This window comes from Pseudomonas sp. MAG733B, from assembly GCF_036884845.1.
Classification (GTDB): domain Bacteria; phylum Pseudomonadota; class Gammaproteobacteria; order Pseudomonadales; family Pseudomonadaceae; genus Aquipseudomonas.
In genome coordinates, this window is sequence record NZ_CP145732.1 from 5237140 (window position 1) to 5263880 (window position 26741).

Consider the following 26741-nt stretch of genomic DNA (forward strand, 5'->3'; position numbering starts at 1 on the left):
TCACGCCCCGTCTTAATAATCATTCCTATTAACAAAAACTCTGCACGACACTTTTTCAGGAGCACAGGTAAGTAATGCGATCTCTTCCACGCCGCACACCTCTCGCGCTGGCCGTACAGCGCCCGTCTCTGCATCGGACCCTGTTGACCAGCGTTCTGCTGACCGCCACGTTGCTGGGGAGCAACATGGCCAACGCAGCGCCTGTAAAAGTGAGTATCTCCGTGCAGCCGCTGTCCAGCGCGCTGACCGAGCTGGGCATGCAGACCAATCTGCAAATCCTCTACAGCCCGGACCAGGTTGCCGGCATCAAGTCCCGCGCCGTGTCCGGCTCGCTGGAGCCGTCCGCGGCCCTGGCCGAGATGCTCAAGGGCACCGGCATTTCGTTCCAGATCAACGGCAACAGCGTGACGCTGATTTCCGGCGGCTCTTCGAGCCTGCAACTGGGCGCGACCACCATTTCCGGCCAGGCGCTGGGCCTGACCACTGAAGACACCGGTTCCTACACCACCGGCGCCACCACCACCGCCACCAAGCTGCCGCTGACCATTCGCGAAACGCCGCAATCGGTGACCGTGGTTACGCGCCAGCAGATGGATGACCGTGGTGTCACCAGCGTCGCCGATGCCTTGCGCAATACTCCCGGCGTTACGACACAGAAGTACGACAGTGACCGTACCGAGTTTTCCGCCCGAGGCTTTGCCATCACCAACTTTCAGTACGATGGCGTCAATATTCCCTACGACGGTGTCTACGGTGAAAACCCGAACAACGGTGACGATGCAGCCAACCTCGACCACATTGAAGTCATCAAAGGCGCTACCGGCCTCATGACTGGCGCGGGTGACCCGTCCGCCACTGTCAACCTCATCCGCAAAAAGCCGACCAAGGAATTCAAGGCTTCAGTCAGCGCCACTGCCGGTTCCTGGGACAACTACCGCACCGAAGGCGACATCTCCGGTTCGCTGACCGAGTCGGGCAACGTGCGCGGTCGCTTTGTCGGCGCCCTGCAGGACAAAGATTCGTACATCGACCACTACAGCCAGAAGAAAGACCTGTATTACGGCGTGCTCGAAGCCGACCTGACTGACGATACCCTGCTGACCCTGGGTGTCGACAAGTCCAGCATCACTCCGCGCGGCAGTTCCTGGACCGGTAACACGGTTTACTTCGCCGACGGCGGCAAAACCGACTTCTCCCGCAGCTTCAATCCGGGCGCCGACTGGAGCCGTCGTGACTTCGACAGCACCACCTACTTCGCGTCCCTGGAGCAGGCGCTGGCCAACGACTGGAAACTCAAAGTCAGCCTCGACCAGAAAACTACCGATCACGATACTCAACTGGCCTCGGCCAGCGGTGGTTTCCCGGACCGCGACACCGGCGAAGGCATGTCCTTTTATCAGGGGCACTGGGAAGGCCATCGCGAGCAGTACACAGGCGACGTGAACGTCTCGGGCCCTTTCACCCTGGGCGGTCGCCAGCATGAACTCGTGGCTGGTTTCATGGCGGCCCACTCCCGTCAGACTGGCGCAAACTTTGGTAGTGCCACTGACTCCGATGGACTGGTGCCGGGCAACATCTTTGACTGGGCAGGCCATATCGCGAAACCGGACTTCCCGAAAATCGGCAAGTACGAGCGCACCCAGAGCCAGAACGGCGCTTACCTGGCCACCCGCCTGCGCCCGACCGATGATCTGTCGTTCATCCTTGGCGGCCGTGTCAGTACCTACAAGTACAACGAGGATTACAGCTACTACCCAGGCGCTGGCACCGACACACACGCCAGCTACAAGGAACATGGCGTCGTCACACCCTACGCCGGTGTAGTCTATGACCTGAACGATACCTATTCGGTCTACGCCAGCTACACCAGCATTTACCAGCCACAAATCAACAAGGACATCAATGGCAATACCCTTGAACCGGTTGAAGGTGACAGCTACGAAACCGGTCTGAAAGCGGCCTACTTCGAAGGCAAACTGAACGCCAGCCTGGCCTTCTTCCGCATCGAGCAGGACAACGTTGCAGAGTCGATCGGTACCAATGAGATCACCGGCGACGGCATTTTCAAAGCCGTCGACGGTGCCACCACCAATGGCGTTGAACTGGAGCTGGCCGGCGAACTGGCACAGGACTGGAATGTTTCGGCCGGTTACACCTACGCCCGTACTCGCGATCAGGACCATCAACGTATCTACGGCTTCCCGCTGGCCACCAGCAAACCCGAACACGTAGTGCGTACGTTCACTACCTACCGCCTGCCCGGCGCACTGGACCAGGTCACCGTCGGTGGCGGTGTCAGCTGGCAGAGCGCGTTTTACGGTCAGAGCTTCAGTCCGAACGTGGGTAATGGCGAAGGCGGTAGCACCATGCTCAAGCAAGGCGGCTACACCCTCGTGGACCTGATGACCCGTTATCAGTACGACGAGCACCTGAGCTTCACCGCCAACGCCTACAACGTCTTCGACAAGAAGTACCTGACAGGCCTGGGCAACTTCGGCACCACCTTCTACGGCGAGCCGCGTAACTTCCAGGTAACGGCCAAGTACGACTTCTGAGCCTGAGCCAAAATGAAAAATGCCCGTGTCGTGAGATGCGGGCATTTTTTTATGGGTCGGGATTTGCGGTGGATTTGATACCGCCATCGCGAGCAGGCTCGCTCCTACAGGGGATCTGCATTCACCTCGGTCAACTGTAGGAGCGAGCCTGCTCGCGATGGCAATAATTGCCACACCACAAACGCAACTGCCAGGCACAAAAAAACCGTCATCCCCAATCCGGAAATGATGGTTCTGTTTACTTCAGATCAAACCTTTGACCGCACCCACCCCGCCACTTCCGCATGAATCGCTTCCACCTCACTCAACAACCCCGCCATGCGCAGAAAGTCATGAGTCATGCCCGGCTGTTCAAGCAAGGTCACGTCGTTGCCGGCAGCGCGCAAGCGCTCGGCATAGGCCAGGCCTTCGTCGTGCAGCGGATCGTGGCCGGCCAGGTACACCAAGGCGGGCGCCATACCCGACAGGTCTTCGGCCAGCAGCGGTGAGCAGCGCCAGTCCGCGAGGTCTGCCGGGGTGCGGCCGTAGTGGGCGTAGAACCAGTCCAGCGTCGGGGTTTCCAGCAAGTACCCTTCGGCAAAATCCCGGTGCGAGGCGCGATGGGTGGTGGCGTCGGTGACCGGGTACACCAGCAATTGCGCCTTGGGTTTCAACGCCAGTTCTTCGGGTTCACGCACGGCGATCAGTGACAGCACCGTCGCCAGGGTTGCACCAACGCTGTCACCGGCCAGCGCCACCCGTGACGCGTCCAGGCCATGGGCCGAGCCTTCGCGCACCAGCCAGTTGCCGGCATCGCAGGCGTCCTGCACCGGGGCCGGGAAACGCCATTCCGGCGCCAGGCGATAATCCACGGTCAACAGGGCAAAACCACCCTGCGCGGCCAAGCGTCGGCACAGCGCATCGTGGGAATCGAGGCTACCGACTACGTAGCCACCCCCGTGGAAATACAGGATCACCGGTTGCAAACCGTCGACCGTTTGCCCGTCGCGATACAGCCGCGCCGCCAGGCGGTGGCCGTCGCGCGCGGCGATGCTGAAGTTCTCGCAGACGATGGTGTCCAGCGGCACATCGAGGAACCCCGAGGACGCTTCGAAATCGATCCGCGCCTGTTGCGGGGTCTGCTCGTGCATTGCGCGACTTTTGCCGGTCAGGCGGCCGAACTCGGCGAGTTCGAGAAAAGCTTCAAGTTCTGGCAGTACGGCCATGGGGTGAATCCTTCAAACAAAGAAATAGGATCTGCACATAATCCTGAAACGGCCACGGATCTTGTGGGAGCGGGCTTGCTCGCGAATGCGGTGTGTCAGCAGCATGAATGTCACTGACACTCCCTCTTCGCGAGCAAGCCCGCTCCCACAGGGGTTCGCGTAAGGCCGACCGTTATGCGATCGCCGTGCGGCGCTCCAACACTTGCTCAAGCTCATCCAGCAACTCATCACCACGCAGCAACTCGTAATGCCCGCCCGCCAACAAGCGATCAACGCCGTGATGGCCGACCTGCGCCTCGAACACCCGGCGTTCGTCGTCGCGCTCGGCCACCCACCAGCGATGGGCCGCCACTTGCACCTTCGGCAACTGCCGTTGGGCCAGGGCCAGTTGCTTGAGCGATGAACCGGTGGCGAAGATCTGCGTCAGTTCGCTCGCACCCAGCGCGGCGTTTTCGTTGGAACCGTGCATCGCCGCTTCGATCACCGCTGCGGCACCTTCACGCTCGTTCAGGCCAGCGGCTTTCAAGGCAATCAGCGTCTCTGCTTCTTCAGACGGTTGACCGAGGACGAACTTAAGGAAGTCGGCCAAATCTTCGCGCCAATCCCCCGCTTCCGCCGTGCCCGCCACGTAGCTGTCGACCAGTCCGGCAAACGCAATCGTCTGACCTTGGGCTTCCAGTTCATAGGCAACCAGTTGCGTCAGCGCACCACCCAATGACCAGCCGAGCAGGTAATACGGACCTTCCGGCTGCTGCGCACGAATCCGCTGTGTATAGGCCCGAGCCATCGCCAGCAGCGATTCGTCCTGCCATTGCGGGTCGAGCAACATGCGGCATTGCAGGCCATACACCGTGCGCCGGCCTTCCAGACGCCGGGCCAGCGGTTCGTAGTCGAACACCGTGCCGAAACCGGCGTGCAGGCAGAACAGCGCCGGCACGTTGGCAACCCGGCCATTCAACGCCAGCAGCGGGTCCGGCGCTTTCGCAGGCTCGGCCACTTGATAACCGCTGAGTTCGGCAATGCACGGTTTCTGCATCAGGTCGCGCAGCTTCAATTCGTAGCCCAGTTGCGGCTGACTGCGCACCCGCGAGATCACTTTGAGCACCTGCAACGAGTCGCCGCCGAGTTCGAAGAAGTTGTCGTCGATGCCCACTTGCGGCACGCCGAGCACCTCTTGCCAGATCGCGGTCAACGCCTGCTCCAGCGCGTTGCGCGGCGCACGATATCCACCGGTTGCCCATTCCGGCTCCGGCAGTGCGCGGCGGTCGAGCTTGCCGTTGGCCGACAGCGGGAAACGCTCCAGCACGAGGATTCGCGCCGGCACCATGTAGTCCGGCATTTGCGCTTGCAGCTCCGCCTTCAAACGACGATCCAGCCCGACCGTACCAGCAGCCACCACATAACCGACCAACTGCTTGCCGGTCGGCGTGTCGTGCACCACCACGGCGGCATCCTGCACGCCTGCGCATTCACGCAAGCGCGCCTCGATTTCGCCCAGTTCGATACGGAAACCTCGGATCTTCACTTGCTGATCGAGGCGGCCGAGGTAGTCGATCAAGCCGCATTCGCGCTGGCGCACCAAGTCGCCGGTGCGGTACATGCGACCACCGGCCTCGAACGGATCGGGAATGAAGCGCTCGGCGCTCATGCCCGGACGCTGGTGATAACCCCGCGCCAGGCATTCACCGCCCAGGTACAGCTCACCGCTGACACCCACCGGCAGCGGATTGAGATCGGCATCGAGCACGTACAAACCACGCCCGGCCACGCCACGACCAATCGGCGCATAGGCCGCGTCGCAGGTTTCGCTGGCTTCTGCACGCCACAGCAGCGGCGTGACCACGGTTTCAGTCGGGCCATAACCGTTGACCAGACGCTGCGGACGCAAGGCACGCTTGACCTGTTCGAAACTGGCGTCCGGTACCGCATCACCGCCGAAGCAATACACCTCGACCGCCGGCGGATTGCCCAGGCGCTCGGCCACTTCGGCCATCTGTTGCAGGTAGGCCGGCGGGAAGCAGGCGACGGTGACGTGGTGCCGATGCAGCACTTCCAGGGTTTGTTCCGGGGTCCACAAGCTGTCCTCGCGGATCACCAGGCTGCCACCGGCCAGCATCACACTCAGCCAACGTTCCTGGGCGCCGTCGAAAGCGAACGACATGAAATGCAGTTCGCGGCTGCGCGGTGCCAGTTCATAGAGGTCGATGATGCCGCGGCAATGCCGGGCAATCGGTCCACGCGCCACGGCCACGCCCTTCGGTTGGCCGGTGGAGCCGGAGGTGTAGATCAGATACGCCAGATGCCCCGGCAGTGGATCAACAACCGGGGATTCGCTGCTGCCAGCAACGCTCAACTGATCGAGCAACAAGCGCGGCGGGCTGTCGGCCAATGTCAGGCGTTCACCCAGATCGCTGTCGCAGATCAACAGGCTCGCCGCCGAGTCGCTGAGCATGTAGGCCAATCGTTCGGCCGGGTACGCGAGGTCCAGCGGCAGATACGCCGCACCCGCCTTCAGCACCGCGAGGAACGCCACGATGGTGCGCTCGGAACGCGGCAACGCCACCGCCACCATGCTTTCGGCACCGATGCCGCGAGCGATCAATTGCTGCGCCAGACCGTTGGCCTGTGCGTCGAGATCGGCATAGCTGACCTCACGATCCTCGCAGAACAGCGCGACTTTCTGCGGCTGGCTGCGGACATGTTGATTGAACGCCTGCAACAGATCAGCGTTGTCGGTAGACGCTTGCGGCAGGCACAAACGCACTTCGGGCAAGCCGATGTTGCCAAGCAAGCGATCGGCGTCTTCCGGCAAGGCGCGCAGCAACCCTTCCAGCTGAGCACGAATGCGCTCGACTTCCTGTTCGCTGAAGCGATCACGCAAGTACAGGTATTCGACTTCCAGGCCTTCGTCGTTGGCGCTGACCATCAAGTCCATCGGGAAGTTGGTGACGCCGCCGCTGCCGACTTCGGCGAAGCGCAGTTCGCCTTCCTCACCACCGCGCAAAGCACGGTCCACAGGATGGTTTTCAAACACGATGATGCTGTCGAACAGGCCTTGGCCACCCTGTCCGGCCCAGCGCTGGACGTCGGACAACGGCGTGTGTTCGTAGTCGCGCACGGCCAGGTTGTAATCCTGCAACTCACGCAGCCATTCGCCCAACGGCTGTTGCGGGTCGAGGGTCTGGATCACTGGCAAGGTGTTGATGAACAGGCCGAGCATTTCCTGGGCACCGGGCAAACCGGTCGGGCGCCCTGCCACCGTCGCGCCGAAGGCCACGCAGCGCTGCCCGCTATGGCGCTGCAACAGCAACAGCCAGGCACCTTGCACCAAGGTGTTGAGGGTCACGCGCTGACGCTTGGCGAAACTGTGCAACTTGCGTGTCGCCTCGGCATTGAGGTCACTGTACATCACGCCGTGGCCTGAGCCTGCGGCACCCGAAGCCTTGGCCAGAATGGTCGGGGCTTCCAGCAAAGCCAGGCGCTCGCGCCAGAAACCTTCGGCCTGGGCATCGTCCTGACGTTGCAGCCAGGCGATGTAATCGGCGTAGCGACCGGTCAGCGCCGGCAGGCTGTCGTGGTGATACAGGCGCAGCATCTCGCCCAGCAGACGCGAAGCACTCCAACCGTCCAGCAGCAGGTGATGGTAGATCCAGATCATCTGGTAACGCTCTTCACCGAGGCGAACCAGAATGAAGCGCATCAGCGGCGGGCAGCTCAGGTCGAAGCCTTTCGCCTGCTCGGCAGCCGCCAGTTCGCTCAGCGCTTGCTCGGTGTCACTACGCTCGCGCCAGTCGAGCTCTTCGATCGGCAACTCGACTTCGGCAAACACCGCTTGCAACGGATCGGCCAGGCCGTCGCGCCAGCGGAACGCCGCACGCAGTACTTCATGCCGCTCGACCAACGCCTGCCATGCCGCGCGGAAACGCGGCACCTGCAAGCCATCCACGGCCACGCTCAACTGGTTGACGTAGGGGTTGAGCTCCGGCGAATCGAGGCAATGGAACAACATGCCCTGCTGCATCGGCGACAGCGGATACAGGTCTTGCAGCCCCTCACGCGCCGTCACGTCGATGTGTGGAACCAGCGCGAAAGCCTCTACGGTCGGCGCGTCGACCAACGTAGTTTCACGACGGGTCGCCACGGCGGCGAGTGCACGGATGGTCTGCTGTTCGAACAATTGCTTCGGACTGAACACCAACCCGCGCTGCCCGGCACGGCTCACCGCTTGCAGCGAAATGATCGAGTCGCCACCCAGTTCGAAGAAGTTTTCGGTGACGCCCAGCGAATCCAGGCCGAGCAGGTCCTGCCAGATCTCCACCAACAGCGCCTCGGCGGGCGTCGTGGCGGCGACCTGATCGAGGCTCTGACGCGAGGCTTCCGGCGCTGGCAAACCCTGACGATCGAGCTTGCCGTTCGGCGTCAGCGGCAGCGCGGCCAGGCACATCAGGTGTGCCGGCAACATGTGCGCGGGCAGACGGCTGCGCAAGTGTGCGGTTAGTGCGTCACGCAGGTCCTGCTCATCGGCGAGCGGATCGCGCGGCACCACGTAACCCACCAGTTGGCGACTCACTGGCCCTTCGCGGTCGATGACGAACGCTTCACGCACGCCTTCGTGCTCCATCAGGCAAGCTTCGATTTCGCCGAGTTCGATACGGAAACCGCGAATCTTCACTTGCTGGTCAATGCGGCCGAGATATTCGACCACGCCATCAGCGCGGAACCGTGCGAGGTCGCCGCTGCGGTACAGCCGCGCCCCCGGCACGAAAGGGTCCGGCACAAAACGTTCGGCAGTCAGGTCTGGACGCTGGTGGTAACCCCGCGCCACGCCCTCGCCGCCGAGGTACAACTCGCCCGCCACGCCCACCGGCAACGGCTGCAAGCCACCGTCCAGGATGTACGCGCTGCGGTTGCCCACCGGGCGGCCAATCGGCATGAACGCCGAGTCGAATTCGGTATCCGGATACGCCAGCCAGATCAGCGGCGTGATCACCGTTTCGGTCGGGCCGTAGCCGTTGATCAGGCGCTTGGGTTGCAGCACTTGCTGAACTTCGTCGAACGCATGCTTGGCCATGCCTTCACCGCACGGGGTGTAGGAACGGATCGGCAGATCGCGCCCCGCTTCGCCCATGTAGTCGGCGATCTGCGCCAGGTAACTCGGGGTGAAACAGGCGATGGTGATGCGGTGTTTTTCGATCTCGGCGCAGGTGCGCTCGACGCTCCACAACTCGTCATCACGCGGCATCACCGCCGAACCGAACACCAGCGGCGTCAGCCAGCGTTCGTGGGCGCCGTCGAAGCTGATCGAGGCAAATTGCAGTTCGCGGTCGTCCGGGGTCATGCCGTACAACTCGCCGATCGACACGCAATGCATGGCCAGCGGACCGTGGGCCACGCTGACGCCTTTCGGTCGCCCGGTGGAGCCCGAGGTGTAGATCAGATAGGCGAGGTTTTCGCCGCAGGTCAGGTTGACCGGGTTGCTGTCCGCCATGGACTCCAACGGTTCACGGTCGATTTCCAGCACCGCCAGACCTTCCGGCAACGGCAGTTTTTCCCGCAGCCAGGATTGACTGATCAGCAGCGAAATCCCGCTGTCGTCCATCAGATAGCTCAGGCGTTCAGCCGGGTACGCCGGGTCGAGCGGCACGTAGGCGCCGCCCGCCTTGAGGATCGCCAGCAATCCGACGATCATTTCCGGCGAACGCTGCATCGCCAGGCCCACCCGCACTTCAGGGCCGATACCGCGCCCGCGCAAGTGGTGGGCCAGGCGGTTGGAGCGGCGGTTGAGTTCGTCGAAGCTCAGTTCCACATCATTGAAGATCAGCGCCGTGGCGTCCGGTCGGGCAACGGCCTGCGCCTCGATCAATTGGTGCACGCATAGCGGGTTTTCCGCGACGGTGAACGGCGGGTTCCACGCCAGCAATTGCTGGGCGCGCTCCGGTGCCGTTAGCAGGGCCAGTTCGCTCAAAGCAGCCTGAGGTGCCGCGACCATCGCCGCCAGCAGCGCGGCCAGATGCTCGCTCATGCGCGCAATCGCCGTGCTGCTGAAATGGTTGCACTGGTAGCTCCAGTTCAGGCTCAGCTGACTTTCAGCGGTGGCCGCCAGGGTCAGCGGGAAGTTGGTGCGTTCGTGATTCTGCGGGATCGAGAAGCTCAATCCGGCCGGCGCACCCTGTTGCAGGGCTTCGGCCACCGGGAAGTTTTCGAACACCAGCAGGCTGTCGAACAGCGGCTCACCGGCACGCCCGGCCCAGCGCTGAATGTCCCCGAGGGCGGTGAATTCATGTTCGCGCAGTTCGAGGTTCTGCGCCTGCAAACGGCTCAGCCATTGCTCGACGCTTTCCACGGCGTCCGGGCTGCTGATCACCGGCAAGGTGTTGATGAACAGACCGAGCTGGCTTTCCGCACCCGGCAAATCCACCGGACGCCCGGCCACGGTGGCGCCGAACGCCACGCTGCGCTGGCCGCTGTAGCGTTGCAGCAGCAGCGCCCACGCGCCTTGCACCAAGGTGTTGAGGGTGACTTTCTGCTGGCGGGCAAAGTCGCTGAAGCGTTTGCTGATGGCGACGTCGAACGTCTGGAGATGGTCGGAAAACTCCGCGTCCGACAGGTTTTTGCTGTCGCCATGGGCGAGGCTCTGAGCCAGCAGCGTCGGGTTGTCGAGGGTTGCCAGTTGCCCGCGCCAGAAAGCCTCGTCGGCCTCGGCATCCTGACGTTGCAGCCAGCCGATGTAGTCGGCGAAACGCCCGGTGGGCGCCTGCACTTCTTGCCCGGCATAACGCTGCAAGACTTCGCTCAGCAGCAGCGAGTTACTCCAGCCGTCGAGCAGCAGGTGATGGTGGGTGTAGATCAGTTGCTGACGCTCGTCGTCCAGGCGCACCAGCGTCAGACGCATCAGCGGCGCTTTGGTCGAGTCCAGTTGCAGGCGTTCGCTGTCGATCAGTTGCGCCAGCGCTTCGGCCTGATTGTCGCGACCGCGCCAGTCAAGGCAGGTCAGCGGCAATTGCAGTTGACGATGCACCAGTTGCACCGGCGCTTCGAAACCTTGCGGGAAGTGGAAACTGCTGCGCAGGATCGCATGGCCGTCGAGCACCGCTTGCCACGCGCGGCCCAGACGTTCGGAATCGAGACCGCGAGCCTCGACGCTGAGTTGGTTTACATACGCGCCAGACGCCGATTCGTAGAGACTGTGGAACAGCAAACCGGCCTGCATCGGCGACAGCGGATACACATCTTCGATCTGCGCCGGCGGCACCGGCAGACCATCGAGTTGCGCCTGGCTCAGGCGCGCCAGCGGGAAGTCGGCCGGGGTCACGCCACCCGCACCGTCGCTCAGGCAATGGTCGATCAGCGCCAACAGTTCGGCGCGGAAATCGATCGCCAGGGCTTCAATCTCGCGCAGCTCGAAGCATTCGCGGCTGAAGGTCCAGTCGAGTTTCAGTTCACCGCCATAGACCTGGCCGTCCACCGACAGCCAGTTCGGCAGTGGCGAGTCGGCGGATTGCGCGGCGCCGCTGCATTCCCTGGCCGGGGTGAACAACGCGTCCTCGGCAAAGCTTTGGTCGAACTGGCCCAGGTAGTTGAAGGTCACCCGCGCCTGCGGCAACGCCGCCAATGCGGATTGCGCCGCAGCATCGCCCATGTAGCGCAGCAAGCCGAAGCCCAGGCCTTTGCCTGGGATGTCGCGCAGTTGCTGCTTGATTGTCTTGATCGAAGCGCCGAGGTTGGCGGTCGGTGTCAGGCGCACCGGGAACAGGCTGGAGAACCAGCCGACGGTGCGGGTCAGGTCGATGTCGTCAAACAGCTCTTCGCGGCCATGGCCTTCGAGCTGAATCAGTGCCGATGCTTCACCGGTCCAGCGGCTGAGTGCGCGGGCTAATGCGGTCAGCAGCAGATCGTTGACCTGAGTGCGGTAGATCGCCGGGGCCTGTTGCAGCAACTGGCGGGTCTGATCACGATCCAGGCCGATGCTCACGCCCTGGCGCAGATGCCCGGCCTGACTCGCTTGCGCGTTGGCCGCCGGCAGCAAATCGCTGGCTCCGGTCAACTGCGCTTGCCACCACTTCAGTTCGGCGGCGGCGGTTTCAGAGCGTGCGTAAGTATCGAGCTTGTCCGCCCAAGCCTGGAAAGCGCTGGTCTTCGGCGGCAGTTCTTCACCTTGATAAGCGGCCTGCAAATCTTCCAGCAACACCCGCCACGAAACACCGTCCACCGCCAAGTGGTGGATCACCAGCAGCAAGCGTTGCGAGCCATCGGCCTGGGCGATCAGCGCCACGCGCAGCAGCGGTCCATCTTGCAGGCTGAAGCTGCGCTGGGCTTCGTCGCACACCGACTCCAGCGAGGCATCGCTGGCGACACGGGCGGTCCAGAGCATGTCAATGACGTCGGCGCTGTCGGCGCCGACATAACGCGCCGACCATTGGCCGTCGACCTGACTGAAGCGCAGACGCAGGGCATCGTGCTGCTTGAGCACACGTTGCAAGGCACCTTGCAGACGCGGCAGTTCAAGGGTTTCGCGCGGTGTCAGCAACACCGCCTGGTTCCAGTGTGCGCGTTGCGGGATCGGTTCTTCGAAGAACCAGCGCTGGATCGGCGTGAGTTTTTGCACGCCATCGACCGGCCCTTGTTGGGCCAGCGGCGCGGCCTGTTCCTTGACCACGGCAGCCAGGGCTTGCAGGGTTTGCTGCTGGAACAGGTCGCGCGGTTGCAGGCTCAGGCCGGCACGGCGGGCGCGACTGACCACTTGAATCGAGATGATCGAGTCGCCGCCCAGCTCAAAGAAATTGTCCTGACGCCCGACTTGCTCCACGCCCAACACGTCCTGCCAGATCTGCGCCAACACCTGCTCATGGCTGCTGCGCGGTGCTTCGAACGCACGCTGGCTGACCTGCGCGGTCGGCGCCGGCAGGCGTTTGCGGTCCAGTTTGCCGTTGGGACTCAGCGGCATCTGTTCGATCAGCACGGTCTGCGCCGGCACCATGTAATCCGGCAGGCTGCCGAGCAAATGGCTTTTCAGGGTTTCGCGCCACGCGCCTTGCTGCTCGGCATCAGCACCGACCAAAGCACGGTCCTGCGGCACGATGTACGCCACCAGTTGCTTGCCGCTCGGGCCGTCTAGGGCCAGGACTACGGCTTCCTGCACGTCCGGATGTTCTTGCAGACGCGCTTCGATTTCCCCGAGCTCAATACGCAGGCCGCGAATCTTCACTTGGTGGTCGATGCGTCCGCAGTAATCGATAACGCCATCGGCGCGATACCGCGCCAGGTCGCCGGTGCGGTACAGGCGCTCGCCGCTGCCGAACGGATCGACCACGAAACGCTCGGCAGTCAGCGCACCACGACGGTGATAACCGCGCGCCAGACCAACGCCGCCGAGGTACAACTCACCCACCGCGCCCAGCGGCAACGGTTGCAGTTCGCTGTCGAGAATGCAGGTGCGCAGATTGGCGATTGGTCGGCCGATCGGCACGCTGTCGCGACCCTCTTCGACGCAGGTCCAGTGGGTCACGTCGATGGCCGCTTCGGTCGGGCCATACAGGTTGTACAGGTTGGCTTGCGGCAGGCTGCGCAGGGTCTGGCGTTGCAGTTCCATCGGCAGCGCTTCGCCACTGCAAATGATCCGGGTCAGCGAGGTGCAAGCCAGCGCTTCGTCGGCACCGATGAACGCCGAGAGCATCGACGGCACGAAGTGCAGCGTGGTGATCGCTTGCTCAACGATCAGCGCGGCAAGGCGTTGTGGATCGCGATGCTCGCCCGGTGCGGCGATCACCAGCGTCGCGCCTTTCATCAGCGGCCAGAAAAACTCCCACACCGACACGTCGAAACTGAACGGCGTCTTTTGCAGCACGCGGTCTGACGGCAGCAGGTTGTAGGCTTCCTGCATCCACTCGATGCGGTTGTGCAGCGCCACATGGCGGTTGCCCGCGCCTTTTGGTTTACCGGTCGAACCGGAGGTGTAGATCATGTAGGCGAGGTTTTCTGCCACGGCGATGTTCGGCAGATCGCTGCCCGGCAGTTCGCTCAGCCAATCGGCATCGGCGTGCAGGCTCAAAGTGCGCACGTTGTCCGGCGTCGGCAGTTGCGCCAGCAAATGCGCTTGGGTCAGCAGCAGCGAAATGCCGCTGTCTTCGATCATGTAGCTCAAGCGATCCAGCGGGTATTCCGGGTCCAGCGGCACGTAGGCGCCACCGGCCTTGAGAATTGCCAGCAGGCCGACGACCATTTCGAACGAGCGGTCGCAGGCAATCCCGACGATCACTTCCGGGCCGACGCCCTGCGCACGCAAGTGATGGGCCAGACGATTGGCGCGCAGGTTCAGCTCGGCGTAGCTCAAGGACTGGCCCTGGAACACCAGCGCCGTCGCTTCAGGGTTTTCAATCACCCGCGCTTCGAAATGCCGCTGCACGCAGACTTCACCCGGATATACCTGAGCGGTGTCATTGAGATCATCGAGGATGCGCAGGCGCTCGTCAGCGTCCAGCAGCGGCAATTCGGCCAGCGGGGTTTGCGGGTTGGCCAGCACCCCGGCGAGCAGGTTGCGCCAATGCCGGGCCAGCGTTTCGATGCGCTCAGCGTCGAACAGGTCGGTGGCGTAGGTGAGGCTGGCGAACAGTTTGTCGCCCTCTTCCTGGGTATCGAGTTGCAGGTCGAACTGGGTGGTCTGCGCCGTGGCGTTCAATGCCTCGACCCGCAGACCGGCCAGCAAACCGCTGACCGCTGCCGGCCGGGCTTGCTGGTGATTGAACATCACTTGGAACAGCGGGCTGTGGCTCAAGCTGCGCTCACCTTGCAGCGCCTGCACCAGACGCTCGAACGGCAAGTCCTGATAATCCTGGGCATCCAGCGACGCGGTGCGGGTTTGCTCCAGTAACTGGCTGAACGGCAGGCGTCCGTCGAGTTCGGCGCGCATCACCTGGGTGTTGACGAAGAAGCCGATCAGGCCACGGGTTTCCGCGCGATTACGGTTGCCGATCGGCACGCCAATGCGCAAATCGGATTGACCGCTGTAGCGATAGAGCAAGGCATGGAAACTGGCGAGCAACAGCATGAACGGGGTCACGCCGCGTTGCTTGGCCAAGGTCATCAAACCGCTGGCCAGATCTGCGTCGAGGGCGAAATCCAGACGCGCACCGCGCTGGCTCGGCTGGGCCGGACGCGGACGATCCGTCGGCAATTCCAGCAGCGGCTGTTCGCTGCCGAGCTTCTCACGCCACCAGTTCAGTTGACGCTCCAGCTCTCCGGCGTCCATCCAGCGACGTTGCCACGCGGCGTAGTCCGAATACTGGATCGGCAGCGCTTGCAGTTCCGCGCCCTGCCCTTGGCAATGGCCGGCATACAGTCGGGAAAACTCTTCGATCAATACGCCCATCGACCAGCCATCGGTGACGATGTGGTGCAGGGTCAGCACCAGCACATGGTCCTCGGTGTCCAATTGCAACAGGCTGACGCGTAGCAGCGGGCCGTGCTGCAAATCGAATGGCCGGGCGATGTCCTGCTCGACCTTTTTCATTGCGCATTCGAAACGCTGCGCCGCAGGTTCTTCGCGCAAATCGTGCTGTTCGATGGACAGCGAAGTGAACGCCGCCAGCGTTTGCAGCACTTGGCCGTCGTCCTCGATAAAACGACTGCGCAGGCTCTGGTGCCGCTCCAGCAGCACATCAAAACTCTGTTGCAGGGCCGCGACATTCAGCGGTCCATGCAGACGCAGGGCGGCAGGAATGTTGTACGCCGAACTCTGTGGATCGAGCTGCCAGAGGAACCATTGGCGCTGCTGCGCGTAGGACAGTTCAAACGTCGCTTGCGGCTCGGCAGCGGCTGGAATCGGCAGTTGGCCAAAACTCACACCCTGCTCTTGCATCTTGGTCAAAAACTCGCGGCGCTTGTCGGCGGGCAGGCCGGCAAAGCGGGTGGCGATACGCATGGCGGTGGTGTGTTCCATCAGTTGATCTCCATCTCGTCGAGAAGCGACTCAAGCGCATCCAGACGTGCATCGTTGTCAGTCGGGGCTTGTTGCCCGGCCATGGCGGCGTAAGCCTGAAGGTCGTTGCTTTCGAAGAGCGCACGCAGCGGCAGCTCGATGCCCAGTTCCAGTTCCACGCGGGCGCTGGCCTGGGCGGCGAGCAGCGAGTGCCCGCCCAATTCAAAGAAGTTGTCGCGCCGGCCGATCTGCGCCACACCCAGCACGTCGGCCCAGATCGCCGCCAGTTGCTGTTCGAGTTGGCCTTCGGGGGCTTCGAACGGTCGTTGCCAGTTCTCTGCATCCGGCAGCGGCAAGGCCTTGCGGTCGAGCTTGCCGTTGCTGGTCAGCGGCAGGTCATCGAGCTGCAGCCAGTGGCTCGGCACCATGTAGTCCGGCAGGTCGACCTTGAGCGCGGCGCGCAGTTTGTCGCGCCAGGCGATCGGGTCATGCGGGGTCTGTTCAGCGACGACGTAGGCGCAGAGCTGCGGCCCAGCATCACCGGCATGCACGCTCAACACCGCCTGACGCACACCCGGTTGCGCCAGCAGCGCGGCCTCGATTTCACCCAGTTCGATGCGGAAGCCGCGAATCTTCACTTGCTGGTCGATGCGCCCGAGGTAATCGATGCTGCCGTCGGCGCGTTGACGCGCCAGGTCGCCGCTGCGATAGAGACGTTGCGACGCGTCAAACGGGCTCGGCACGAAACGCTCGGCGGTCAGACCGAAACGCCCGTGATAACCCCGCGCCAAACCAGCACCAGCGATGTACAACTCGCCCGCCACACCCACCGGGACCGGTTGCAACTGACTGTCGAGCAAGTACCAGCGCAGGTCGCGGATCGGCAGGCCAATCGGGCTCTGCGCCTTGCCGTCGAGGTCGGCCAGGCGAATGGCGCGGTAGGTCACATGCACCGTGGTTTCGGTGATGCCGTACATGTTCACCAGCGTTGGCTGTTGATCGCCGAAGCGTTCGAACCACGGACGCAGGCTGGCGACTTCCAATGCTTCGCCACCGAAGATCACCTGACGCAACGCCAGATTGCGCGAGCTGGTGCAGGCAATCGGCAACAGTTGGCGGAACGCGGTCGGGGTCTGGTTCAACACCGTCACGCCTTCATCGCAGAGCAAACGATGGAATTCCTGCGGCTCGCGGCTGATGTAATACGGCACGATCACCAGACGTCCGCCGGTACACAGCGAACCGAACAGCTCCCACACCGAGAAATCGAACGCGTAGGAATGGAACAGGGTCCAGACATCGTCCGCGCCGAAATTGAACTCGGCAGCAGTGGCCGTCAGCAGGCGGCCCACGTTGCCGTGGCTGAGCAAAGCGCCTTTTGGCCGACCGGTTGAACCGGAGGTGTAGATCACGTACGCGAGGTTGTCCGGGGTTGCCAGCGGCAGCAAATTGTCGGCGCTGTAGGCGTCCAGTTGCAGCGACGCCAGGTCCAGCACCTGCACGCCATCGCGGGCCGGCAAGCCGTCGATCAAGTGAGATTGGGTCAACAGCAGCGCAATGCCGCTGTCGTCGATCATGTAGCTCAGGCGCTCGGCGGGGTATTGCGGGTCCAGCGGCACATAGGCACCACCGGCCTTGAGAATCGCCAGCAAACCGACCACCAGCGGCATCGCCCGCTCGGTGGCGATACCCACGCGAACTTCCGGGCCGACACCCTGCTCGCGCAGTTTGCGCGCCAGTTGGTTGGCCTGGGCGTTGAGCGCGGCGTAGGTCAGGTGTTCGCCTTCATACACCAGCGCAATCGCGTCCGGCCGTTGCGCAGCCTGGGCTTCGAACAGTTGATGCAAGGTTGGCGACGGCGCTTGCGCTTGGAACGTCGGGTTCCAGTGCTGGATCAAGCCGTCGTATTGCGGCGCATGCAACAACGGCAGTTCGGCGACTCGCTGTTGCGGATCGGCCACCACCGCATGCAACAGGTTCAGCCATTGTTCGGCCAAGCGCTGCATCGAAGCCTCGTCATACAGATCGGTGGCGTAGCTCAGGCTGGCGTCCAGTGTGTCGCCCTGCTCCTGGGTATCAAGCACCAGATCGAATTGCGCGGTGTGCTGCTGCCAGTGCAAACGCTCGACCTGCAAGCCAGCGACGACCCGTTCCACGCTCGCGCCCAACTGCTGCTGGTGGTTGTAGAGCACTTGGAACAATGGGCTGTGATTGAGGCTGCGGTCCGGTTGCAAGGCATCGACCAACTGCTCGAATGGCAAGTCCTGATGGGCCTGCGCGGTCAGCGCCGTTTGCTTGACCTGTTGCAACAAGGTGCTGAATGGCTGTTGCCCGTCGATCTCGGCACGCAGCACTTGAGTGTTGATGAAGAAGCCGATCAGGCCTTCGGTCTCCAGGCGCGAACGCCCGGCACTCGGCACGCCAACGCTGATGCCCGACTGCCCGCTCTGGCGATGCAGCAAGGTCTGGAAGCTCGCCAGCAACAGCATGAACAAGGTCACTTGCTGTTCTTGTGCGCGTTGACGCAAACCGGCCAGCAGTTCGCGATCCACGTTCAGCGACAGACTTGCCCCGCGTTCGCTGCGGCGAGCCGGTCGGGTCAGCTCACTCGGCAGTTCCAACGGTGCCTGGCTACCGTCCAGTTGCTCACGCCACCACGCCAGTTGCCGCGCGCCCTCGCCCGCCTCCAGCCAGTTGCGCTGCCAACGGGCATAGTCGCTGTATGCCACCGGCAAACGGTTGAGGTCAGCCGCGCGGCCCTCGGCAGCCGCCTGATACAACGCGCTGAACTCATCGACCATCACCTGCATCGACCAGCCATCGGCGGCAATGTGGTGCACGGTCAGGACCAGCACATGTTCCTCGGCGCTGACTTGCAGCAGCAATGCGCGCCACAGCGGACCGTTGCGCAGGTCGAACGGCCGGGCGATTTCTTCGGCCACGGCATCGTTGATCGACGACTCTGCGACTGACCGCTCGCTCAATTGCAACGCCAGTTCGGCGTGCACCAACGGACGCGCCTGTTGACCGTCCTGTTCGAAGGTCGTGCGCAGGGTTTCGTGGCGGGCCTGCAATTGCAGGAAGGCTTGACGCAAGGCCTGTCGGTTCAACGGTCCTTTCAGGCGCAGCGCAGCGGGAATGTTGTAGGCGCTGCTCTGCGGGTCCAGTTGCCAGAGAATCCACTGACGCTGTTGGGCGTAGGACAGAATCCGCGGTTGATCGCCCGCCGCACGCTGCAGTAGCGGCTGAGCGCTGGTGTCGGCAAGCGCCGTACGCTCGGCGAATTCTTCCAGGTTCGCAGCGGAAAACAGGCTGCTCACCGACAGTTCGATGTTCAGTTGCTGGCGTACTCGGGAAATCACTTGCAGCACCAGCAACGAATGGCCGCCCAACTCGAAGAAGTTGTCGTCGCGGCCTACTTGTTCGACCTGCAATACGCTCTGCCAGATCGTCGCCAGTTGCATTTCCAGCCCTTCAGCCGGAGCGACGAACGCGCGCTGTGCAACGCCGGCTTCAGCACGCGGCAAGGCCTTGCGGTCGAGTTTGCCGTTGTTGTTGAGCGGCAATTTCGCCAGCAGGATCAGATGGCTCGGCACCATGTATTCCGGTAGCGCTTTGCGCATAACGGCCTTGAGACTTTCAACGTAGTCAGCTTCAGAATTCACCACGCCGCTGGCGACGACGTACGCCACCAGTTGCGTGCCGTCCTGGGCGATGACCGCTGCTTCGCGTACCTCGTCCCGGGCTTGCAGGCAGGCTTCGATCTCGCCCATTTCGATGCGGAAACCGCGAATTTTTACTTGATGGTCGATACGCCCGACGTACTCCAGATCGCCGTTGGCGTTGTAGCGCGCCAGGTCGCCGCTGCGATACAGACGCGCGCCCGGCTCGCGGGCAAATGGGTCCGGCAGGAAACGTTCGGCGGTCAGCGCCGGACGGTCGAAATAGCTCTGCGCCAGACAGGCCGGGGCGCCGATGCACAATTCGCCGACGCCATCGGCCGGCAGCAACTGACCGGCCGCATCCAGCACATATAACGCTCGGCCGGGAATGGCGCGACCGATCGGGATGCCGAACGCGTCGCTGGCATCGTCCAGACGGCATTCATGCACGCTGGACACCACGGTCGCTTCGGTCGGCCCGTAGGTGTTGAGCAGGCGTACATGACTCAAACCGGCCTGATGCCACAGGCGCAAACCTTCCACCGACATGGCTTCGCCGCCGACGTGCACCTGACGCAAATCGCCGAGGCTGCGCACCACGCCGCTGGCACATTCACGGGCCAGCAGGAACCAGTAGGCGGCGGGCAAGTCGGCCACGGTCACGCCTTGATCGACGATTTCCGTCGCCAGTCGACCGGCGTCCCACAGGTCATCGCCGCGCATGATCAACGCCGCGCCAACGCACAGCGCCGGGTAGCACTGCTCGACGAAGCCGTCGAAGCTAAAGGTCGCGAATTGCAGCACACGGTCGCCGGTCGACAACGCTGAATACTCGGCAGCGGTCTGGCAGAACTCGCGCAGCGCGCCATGGTCGATGGCCACGCCTTTGGGCTGACCGGTCGAACCGGATGTGTAGATGATGTAGGCCAGGTCTGCGGCTACGGCGCGGTTTTGTGGATCGCTGTCCGGATAGCCTGTGGCTTCGTCCAGGCTCAACAGGCGCAGATGCACCGGCAGCGGCAAGTCTTCCAGCAGGCCCGATTCGCACAGCAGCACATCGAGACGGCTGTCCTCGATCATGTAGCCGAGGCGTTCGGCCGGGTATTTCGGGTCCAGCGGCACATAGGCCGCGCCGCTTTTCAGCACGGCGAGCAGGCTGACGATCAACTGTGGGCCGCGACGCAGCGCCAGACCGACACGCTTGCCGGGTCCGGCGCCGTTGTCGATCAGGCGATGGGCCAGGCGATTGGCCTGGGTATTCAGTTGGCCGTAGCTCAGGGACTGACCATCAACCTGCAACGCCAACGCATCCGGAGTGGCAGCGGCTTGCGCGGCGATCCGTTCGTGGACCAGAAGTGTTGTGGATAACTCAACCGTGGCCGGCTGGCTGATGGCGAGTACCGCGTTTTTGCCTTCGGCATCGAGCAGTTCCAGCGCTCCCAATGCAGCGTCCGGGGCGCCGACCAATTGCGTCAGCAGGTGCTGCAGATTGGCCGACAGTTGAGCGACCTGAGCAGCACTGAAACGCGCCGCGTCGTAACTGAAATCGAAACTCAACGCTTCGCCCAACTCGATGCCCAGCGTCAGTGGATAGTGAGTGCGCTCGTGGTTGTGCAGGTTGCCGAAGGACAACCCGGCCGGCGCGCCCTGCTTCAGCGCTTCGTCGACGGGGAAGTTTTCGAACACCAGCAAACTGTCAAACAGCGCCGAACCCTGCTGCCCCGCCCAACCCTGAATGTCGTACAGCGGAACGTGTTCGAACTCGCGCATCGCCAGGTTCAGGCCTTGCAACTCGCTCAGCCACTGGCTGACGGTCTGATCCGGTTTCATCGAGCACACCAACGGCAGCGTGTTGATGAACAGCCCCAGTTGCTCTTCGATCCCCGGCAACGGTGCCGAACGCCCGGCCACGGTGGCGCCGAACACCACGCAGTCCTGGCCGGTGTAGCGTTGCAGCAACAGGCTCCACGCCGCTTGCAGTACGGTGTTGAGGGTGACTTTCTGCTGACGGGCGAACTCGGCCAGACGCTGGGTTGCGCGGCTGTCGAGGGCTACGCGATGTTCCTCGGTGCCTTCGGCGCCAACCGGTGGGCGCAGGGCTTCGGCCAGCAGGGTCGGGGCTTCCAGCGGCGCCAGCGCAGCTTTCCAGAATTGCTCGCCAGCGACGGCCGATTGCTGCTGCAACCAGCCTAGGTAATCGCGGTATTGCCCCGTTGGCGCCGGCAGCGACTGCCCGGCGGCGTAGTGCTGGATGACTTCGGCCAGCAACTGCGCGTTGCTCCAGCCGTCCATCAGGATGTGATGGCTGGTGTAGATCAGGTGCCAGGCGTCGGTGCCGGTACGCACCAGTTTCAAACGGAACAGCGGCGCCGTGCCCAGCTCGAAACCCTGGGCACGTTCGGCATCGGCCAGCGCGTCGGTGTCGGTCGCTTCAAGCACTTCCAGCGGCAGCGTCACCTGACGAGCAATCGCCTGATGGGCAACGTCGAGACCCTGCCAGTGAAAGCTGCTGCGCAGAATATCGTGACGCTCGACCGCTGCCTGCCAGGAGCGGGTGAAACGCTGGATGTCCAGGCCGCCGACGTCCAGGCGCAACTGGCTGATGTAGGCGCCGACTTGCGGCTCGTACAGGGTGTGGAACAGCATGCCCTGCTGCATTGGCGACAGCGGATACAGGTCCTCCAGCGTCGAGACGGCGAGCGGCAATCCATCGAGTTGCGCCTGATTGATCTGCGCCAGCGGGAAGTCCGACGGCGTGGCTTGCGCCACATCAAGCGCACAGCAGTGATCGATCAGCGCGTTCAGTTCATGCGCGTATTCGTCGGCCAGACGCTGAATGGTCGCGGTGTCGAACATCTCGCGGCTGAAGCCCCAGCTCAGGGACAACTCGCCGCCATAGACCTGACCTTCGACCACCAGCCAGTTGCCCAGCGGCGCCGATGGGTCCTGCGCCACACCGTTGCCTTCGGTGGACGGGGTGAACAACGCGCCCTCATCGAACTGACGGTCGAACTGCCCCAGATAGTTGAAGGTAATCCGCGGTTGCGGCAGCGCCGCCAGTTCCGCGCGGACCTCAGGCGTGCCGAGATAGCGCAGCGCGCCGTAGCCCAGGCCTTTATCCGGGACGTTGCGCAGTTGTTCCTTGATCGACTTGATCGATGCGCCGAGGTCGGCGTCGGGTTTCAGGTTGACCGGAAACAGGCTGGTGAACCAGCCGACGGTGCGGGTCAGATCGATGTCGTCGAACAGGTCTTCGCGGCCATGGCCTTCGAGCTGGATCAGCGTGCTGCCCTGCCCGCTCCAGCGGCAAACGGCGCGGGCCAATGCGGTCAGCAGCAGGTCGTTGACCTGGGTGCGATAGGCCGCCGGCGCCTGTTGCAGCAGCTTGCGGGTTTGTTCGACGTCGAGTTTGAGTTCGAGTTTTTCTTCGTAGCGGTTTTCCAGCGCACCGTTCGGGCGTTCGCATGGCAGCTCGTTTGCCGCGTCTTGCAGTTGCTTCTGCCAGTGGCCGTGGTTCTGTTCGAAGGCTGGCAGATGATCCTGCAAACGCGCGATCCAACGCTGATAAGTGCTGGTTTTCGCCTGCGCCGTGCCGCCGTTGTAGAAGTGCTGCAAATCTTCCAGCAACACGCGCCAGGAAACACCGTCCACCGCCAGGTGATGGATCACCAACAGCAAGCGTTCGGAGCCGTCGCCCATCGCCACCCATAGGGCGCGCAACAGCGGGCCGTTTTGCAGATCGAGGCTGCGTTGGGCCTCGTCGCACAAGGCGTTGAGTTGCTCGGCCGATTGCGCCTGACGCTGCCACAACACTGACTCCGTGGTCGGCGCGGCGTAAGTTTGCTGCCAGGTGTTTTCTGCCTGTGCATAACGCAGGCGCAAGCTGTCGTGCTGGGTCAGCAATTGCTCCAGTGCCCGCTCCAGCGCTTCGATGTTCAGCGCCTCGCGCGGCATCAGCAACAACGACTGGTTCCAGTGCTGACGCTCGGGGATCGCCTGTTCGAAGAACCATTGCTGCACCGGCGCCAGCGCCACTGCGCCGACCGCCGGACCTTGATCGATTTGCGATTGCCCGCCAGTGCGCGCCGCTTGGGCGAGGCTGCGGATGGTCTGGTGCTGGAACAGATCCTTGGGGCTGAGCACGATCCCGGCCTGCCGCGCACGGCTGACCACTTGCATCGAAACGATGGAGTCGCCGCCCAGTTCAAAGAAATTGTCTTCCAGGCCGACACTGTCGATGGCCAGCACGTCTTGCCAGATAGCGGCGAGGGATTTTTCCAGTTCGCTGCGCGGCGCGACGTGTTCGCGTTGTTGGGTAGAGCCATCAATCGCCGGCAAGGCCTTGCGGTCGAGTTTGCCGTTCGGCGTCAGCGGCAGGTGGTCAATGAACAACAGGAACGCCGGGACCATGTAGTCCGGCAAATGCTGACGCAGCGCGGCTTTCAGCGTCTCGCGCAGGGTCGCTTGCGCATCGGCATCGACTACCAGCGCCGAATCGTTTGGCACGATGTACGCCACCAGTTGCTGACCGTTGGCGCCGTCCTGGGCCAGCACCGCCAGTTCGCGCACCGCTTCCTGCTGCAACAGCCGCGCTTCGATTTCACCGAGCTCGATACGGAAGCCACGGACCTTGACCTGATGGTCGATGCGGCCAACGTATTGCAGGGTGCCGTCGGCCTGATAACGGGTCAGGTCGCCGGTGCGGTACAGGCGTTCGCCGCTGCTGGAAAACGGGTTCGGCACATACTTTTCAGCGGTCAGGCCTGGGCGAGCCAGGTAGCCACGGGTGATACCCGCACCGCTTAGGTACAGCTCGGCGGACACGCCTTGCGGCACCGGTTGCAGGTCGGCATCGAGCAGATAGCTGGCGGTGTGCTTGAGCGGGCGACCGATGTTGGCGCGACCGCCGGCTTCGCGGCGGGTCCAGGTCGAATAGGTGGTGTCTTCCGACGGGCCGTACAGGTCGTAGACGTGCTCGACGGTCGCTTGCTGGTACAGCGCGTCAACCAGGCTTTGCTTGAGCGGTTCACCGGCCAGATTGATGATGCGCACGCTTGGCGGGATCTGCCCGTCGCGTTGCAGCGCGTTGATCGCCGATGGAACCGTGTTGATCAGGCGCACTTGGTCCCGGGCCGGCAGGTGCGGCAACTCCAGGGCGTTGCGGGCGATGATCAGCGAACCGCCGTTGGCCAGGGTGACGAAGAGCTCCCACACCGACAGGTCGAAGCACACCGACGTGGAAGCCAGCACGCCTTGAATGTCGTCGCGGCTGTAAACCGATCTGGACCAGTCGATCAGCGCCAGCACATTGCGATGGGCGATGGCTACGCCTTTGGGTTTGCCGGTGGAGCCCGAGGTGTAGATCACGTAGGCGAGGTTGTCCGGCGTGACGCGGGTGACCGGGGCGCTTTGCGGGTAGTCGGTTAGCGACTGGATGTCGTCCATCAACAGGACTTGAGTGTCTGCGCTCACACTCAACGATTCGGCGACAGCCTGCTGCGTGATCAGCACCAGCGCGCGGCTGTCTTCGAGCATGTAGGCGACGCGCTCGGCCGGGTAATCCGGGTCCAGCGGCACGTAGGCGCCACCCGCCTTGAGCACGGCGAGCAAAGCCACCAGCAGTTGCTCGGAACGCTGCATGGCCACGCCGACCCGCACTTCCGGGCCGACGCCGAGTTCGATCAGTTTGTGTGCCAGACGGTTGGCTTGCTGATTGAGTTCGCTGTAAGTCAGTTGCGTGTTCGCGAAGGTCACGGCCAATGCATCAGGGCTCGCAGCCACTTGCTGGCTGATCAGCTGATGAATGCACAGATCTTCAGCGAAGCTTTCATCGGCGCGGTTCCAGTCATGCACGATGCGCTGATATTCGGCCTGTTCCAGCAACGGCAAATCACTGATGCGCTGCTGCGAATCGCTGACCATGCCTTGCAGCAAACGTGTCCAGTGCTGCGCCATGCGCGCGATGGTCGCAGCGTCGAACAGGTCGTTGGCGTAGGTCAGCGCGGCGTGCAGTTTGCCACCCTTCTCATAAGTATCGAGGGTCAGGTCGAACTGGGTGGTGCGCCCTTGCCACTCGATCATGCCCAGCGCCAGGCCGGACGCCGTGGTCACCGTGGAAATGTCCGCGACCTGCGGCTGGTGGTTGTACATCACCTGGAACAGCGGCGTGTGGCTGAGGCTGCGTTCCAGTTTCAAGGCTTCGACCAGACGCTCGAACGGCAGGTCCTGATGGGCTTGTGCGCCCAGCGCCGTTTCCTTGATGCGGCGCAGCAGATCGTCGACACGGGTCTGGCCGTCCAGTTGCGTGCGCAGCACCTGGGTGTTGACGAAGAAACCGATCAGGCCTTCGATATCGGCACGGTTGCGGTTGGCGATCGGCACGCCGACGCGGATGTCGTTCTGCCCGGTGTAGCGGTGCAGCAGCACGTTGAACGCACCGAGCAACAGCATGAACAGGGTGATGTTGTGTTTCTGTGCAGTGGCGCGCAGTTGCTCGGCCAGTTGCCCGTCGACGGCGAACTCGTAGCGCGTGCCGCGATAGCTCGGCATCGCCGGGCGCGGATGATCGAGGGGCAATTCCAGCACCGGGTGTTCGTCGCCCAGTTGCGCTTGCCAGTATTCAAGTTGACGCGCCTGCTCGCCCGCCTCCAGCCAACGCCGCTGCCACAAGGCGTAGTCGCTGTACTGGATCGGCAATGGCGCGAGTTGCGGTTGCGTGCCCGCATCGAAGGAGTCGTAGCAGCGGATGAATTCGTCGATCAGCACGTTCATCGACCAACCGTCGGACACGATGTGGTGCAGGGTCAGCAGCAGCACGTGTTCCTGTTCGGCGAGCTTGAGCAAGGTCACGCGCAGCAGCGGACCGCTACCCAGATCGAACGGCAACACCGATTGCTGCTCGGCGGCCCGGGCCACCGCCTGCTCGCGCTCGATGGCGGGCAAGGCGCTGAAATCGACGTGATCGATCACCAGCGGCGCCGTGGCTGGCACTTGCAGCAGAGTGTCATCGGGTTGCGGCGCAAACACGGTGCGCAAGGTTTCATGACGCGCCACCAGACTGGCGAAGGCCTGTTCCAGCGCCGGCAGATTCAGACGACCGGTCAGGCGTACCGCGCCCGGCAGGTTGTAGGCGCCGCTTTGCGGGTCCAGTCGCCAGAGAAACCACATGCGCTGCTGGGCGTACGACAACGCCTGGCGATCCTCGGCCTCGACGCCGGCAGGAATGGGGAAACGGGCGAAATCAACGCCCTCCTTGTGCAAGGCCGCAAGGAACATCTGGCGCTTTTCCAGGGGCAACCCGATAAACCGGCGAGCAAGTTTCAAGGAGTCTTCAGCATTCATTTCTGGGTATCCGGATCAGTGGCGGGAAGCACAAAGGCACGTCGTCCCTATAAAACGAATGCAG

The 26741-nt window shown here is 63.1% G+C and carries 4 protein-coding genes; 1 reads left to right on the plus strand and 3 read right to left on the minus strand.

Going from position 1 to position 26741, the window contains the following annotated elements; genetic code table 11:
• Positions 1–74 precede the first annotated feature (74 nt).
• Positions 75–2555: a TonB-dependent siderophore receptor gene (locus tag V6Z53_RS23955; RefSeq protein ID WP_338582115.1), complete on the plus strand. Its 2481-nt coding sequence runs from the start codon at positions 75–77 to the stop codon at positions 2553–2555.
• A 248-nt stretch (positions 2556–2803) separates the two neighbouring features.
• Here V6Z53_RS23955 and V6Z53_RS23960 read toward each other — a convergent pair whose 3' ends face one another.
• From V6Z53_RS23960 to V6Z53_RS23970, 3 genes are all read right to left on the minus strand, one after another.
• Positions 2804–3760 (minus strand): alpha/beta hydrolase, encoded by a 957-nt coding sequence (locus V6Z53_RS23960; RefSeq protein ID WP_338582116.1) that lies wholly within the window; start codon positions 3758–3760, stop codon positions 2804–2806.
• A gap of 172 nt (positions 3761–3932) precedes the next feature.
• Positions 3933–15695 carry a non-ribosomal peptide synthase/polyketide synthase gene (locus V6Z53_RS23965; protein ID WP_338582117.1) on the minus strand — a complete coding sequence of 3921 codons (11763 nt, stop codon included), beginning with the start codon at positions 15693–15695 and terminating at the stop codon, positions 3933–3935.
• Positions 15695–26677 carry an amino acid adenylation domain-containing protein gene (locus V6Z53_RS23970; RefSeq protein ID WP_338582118.1) on the minus strand — a complete coding sequence of 3661 codons (10983 nt, stop codon included), beginning with the start codon at positions 26675–26677 and terminating at the stop codon, positions 15695–15697. The genes V6Z53_RS23965 and V6Z53_RS23970 overlap by 1 nt, the downstream gene beginning before the upstream one ends.
• Positions 26678–26741 lie beyond the last annotated feature (64 nt).

Coding starts and splice junctions, on each gene's coding strand:
- V6Z53_RS23970 (WP_338582118.1), bottom strand. CDS start 26,677: ATGAATGCTGAAGACTCCTTGAAACTTGCTCGCCGGTTTATCGGGTTG.
- V6Z53_RS23955 (WP_338582115.1), top strand. CDS start 75: ATGCGATCTCTTCCACGCCGCACACCTCTCGCGCTGGCCGTACAGCGC.
- V6Z53_RS23965 (WP_338582117.1), bottom strand. CDS start 15,695: ATGGAACACACCACCGCCATGCGTATCGCCACCCGCTTTGCCGGCCTG.
- V6Z53_RS23960 (WP_338582116.1), bottom strand. CDS start 3,760: ATGGCCGTACTGCCAGAACTTGAAGCTTTTCTCGAACTCGCCGAGTTC.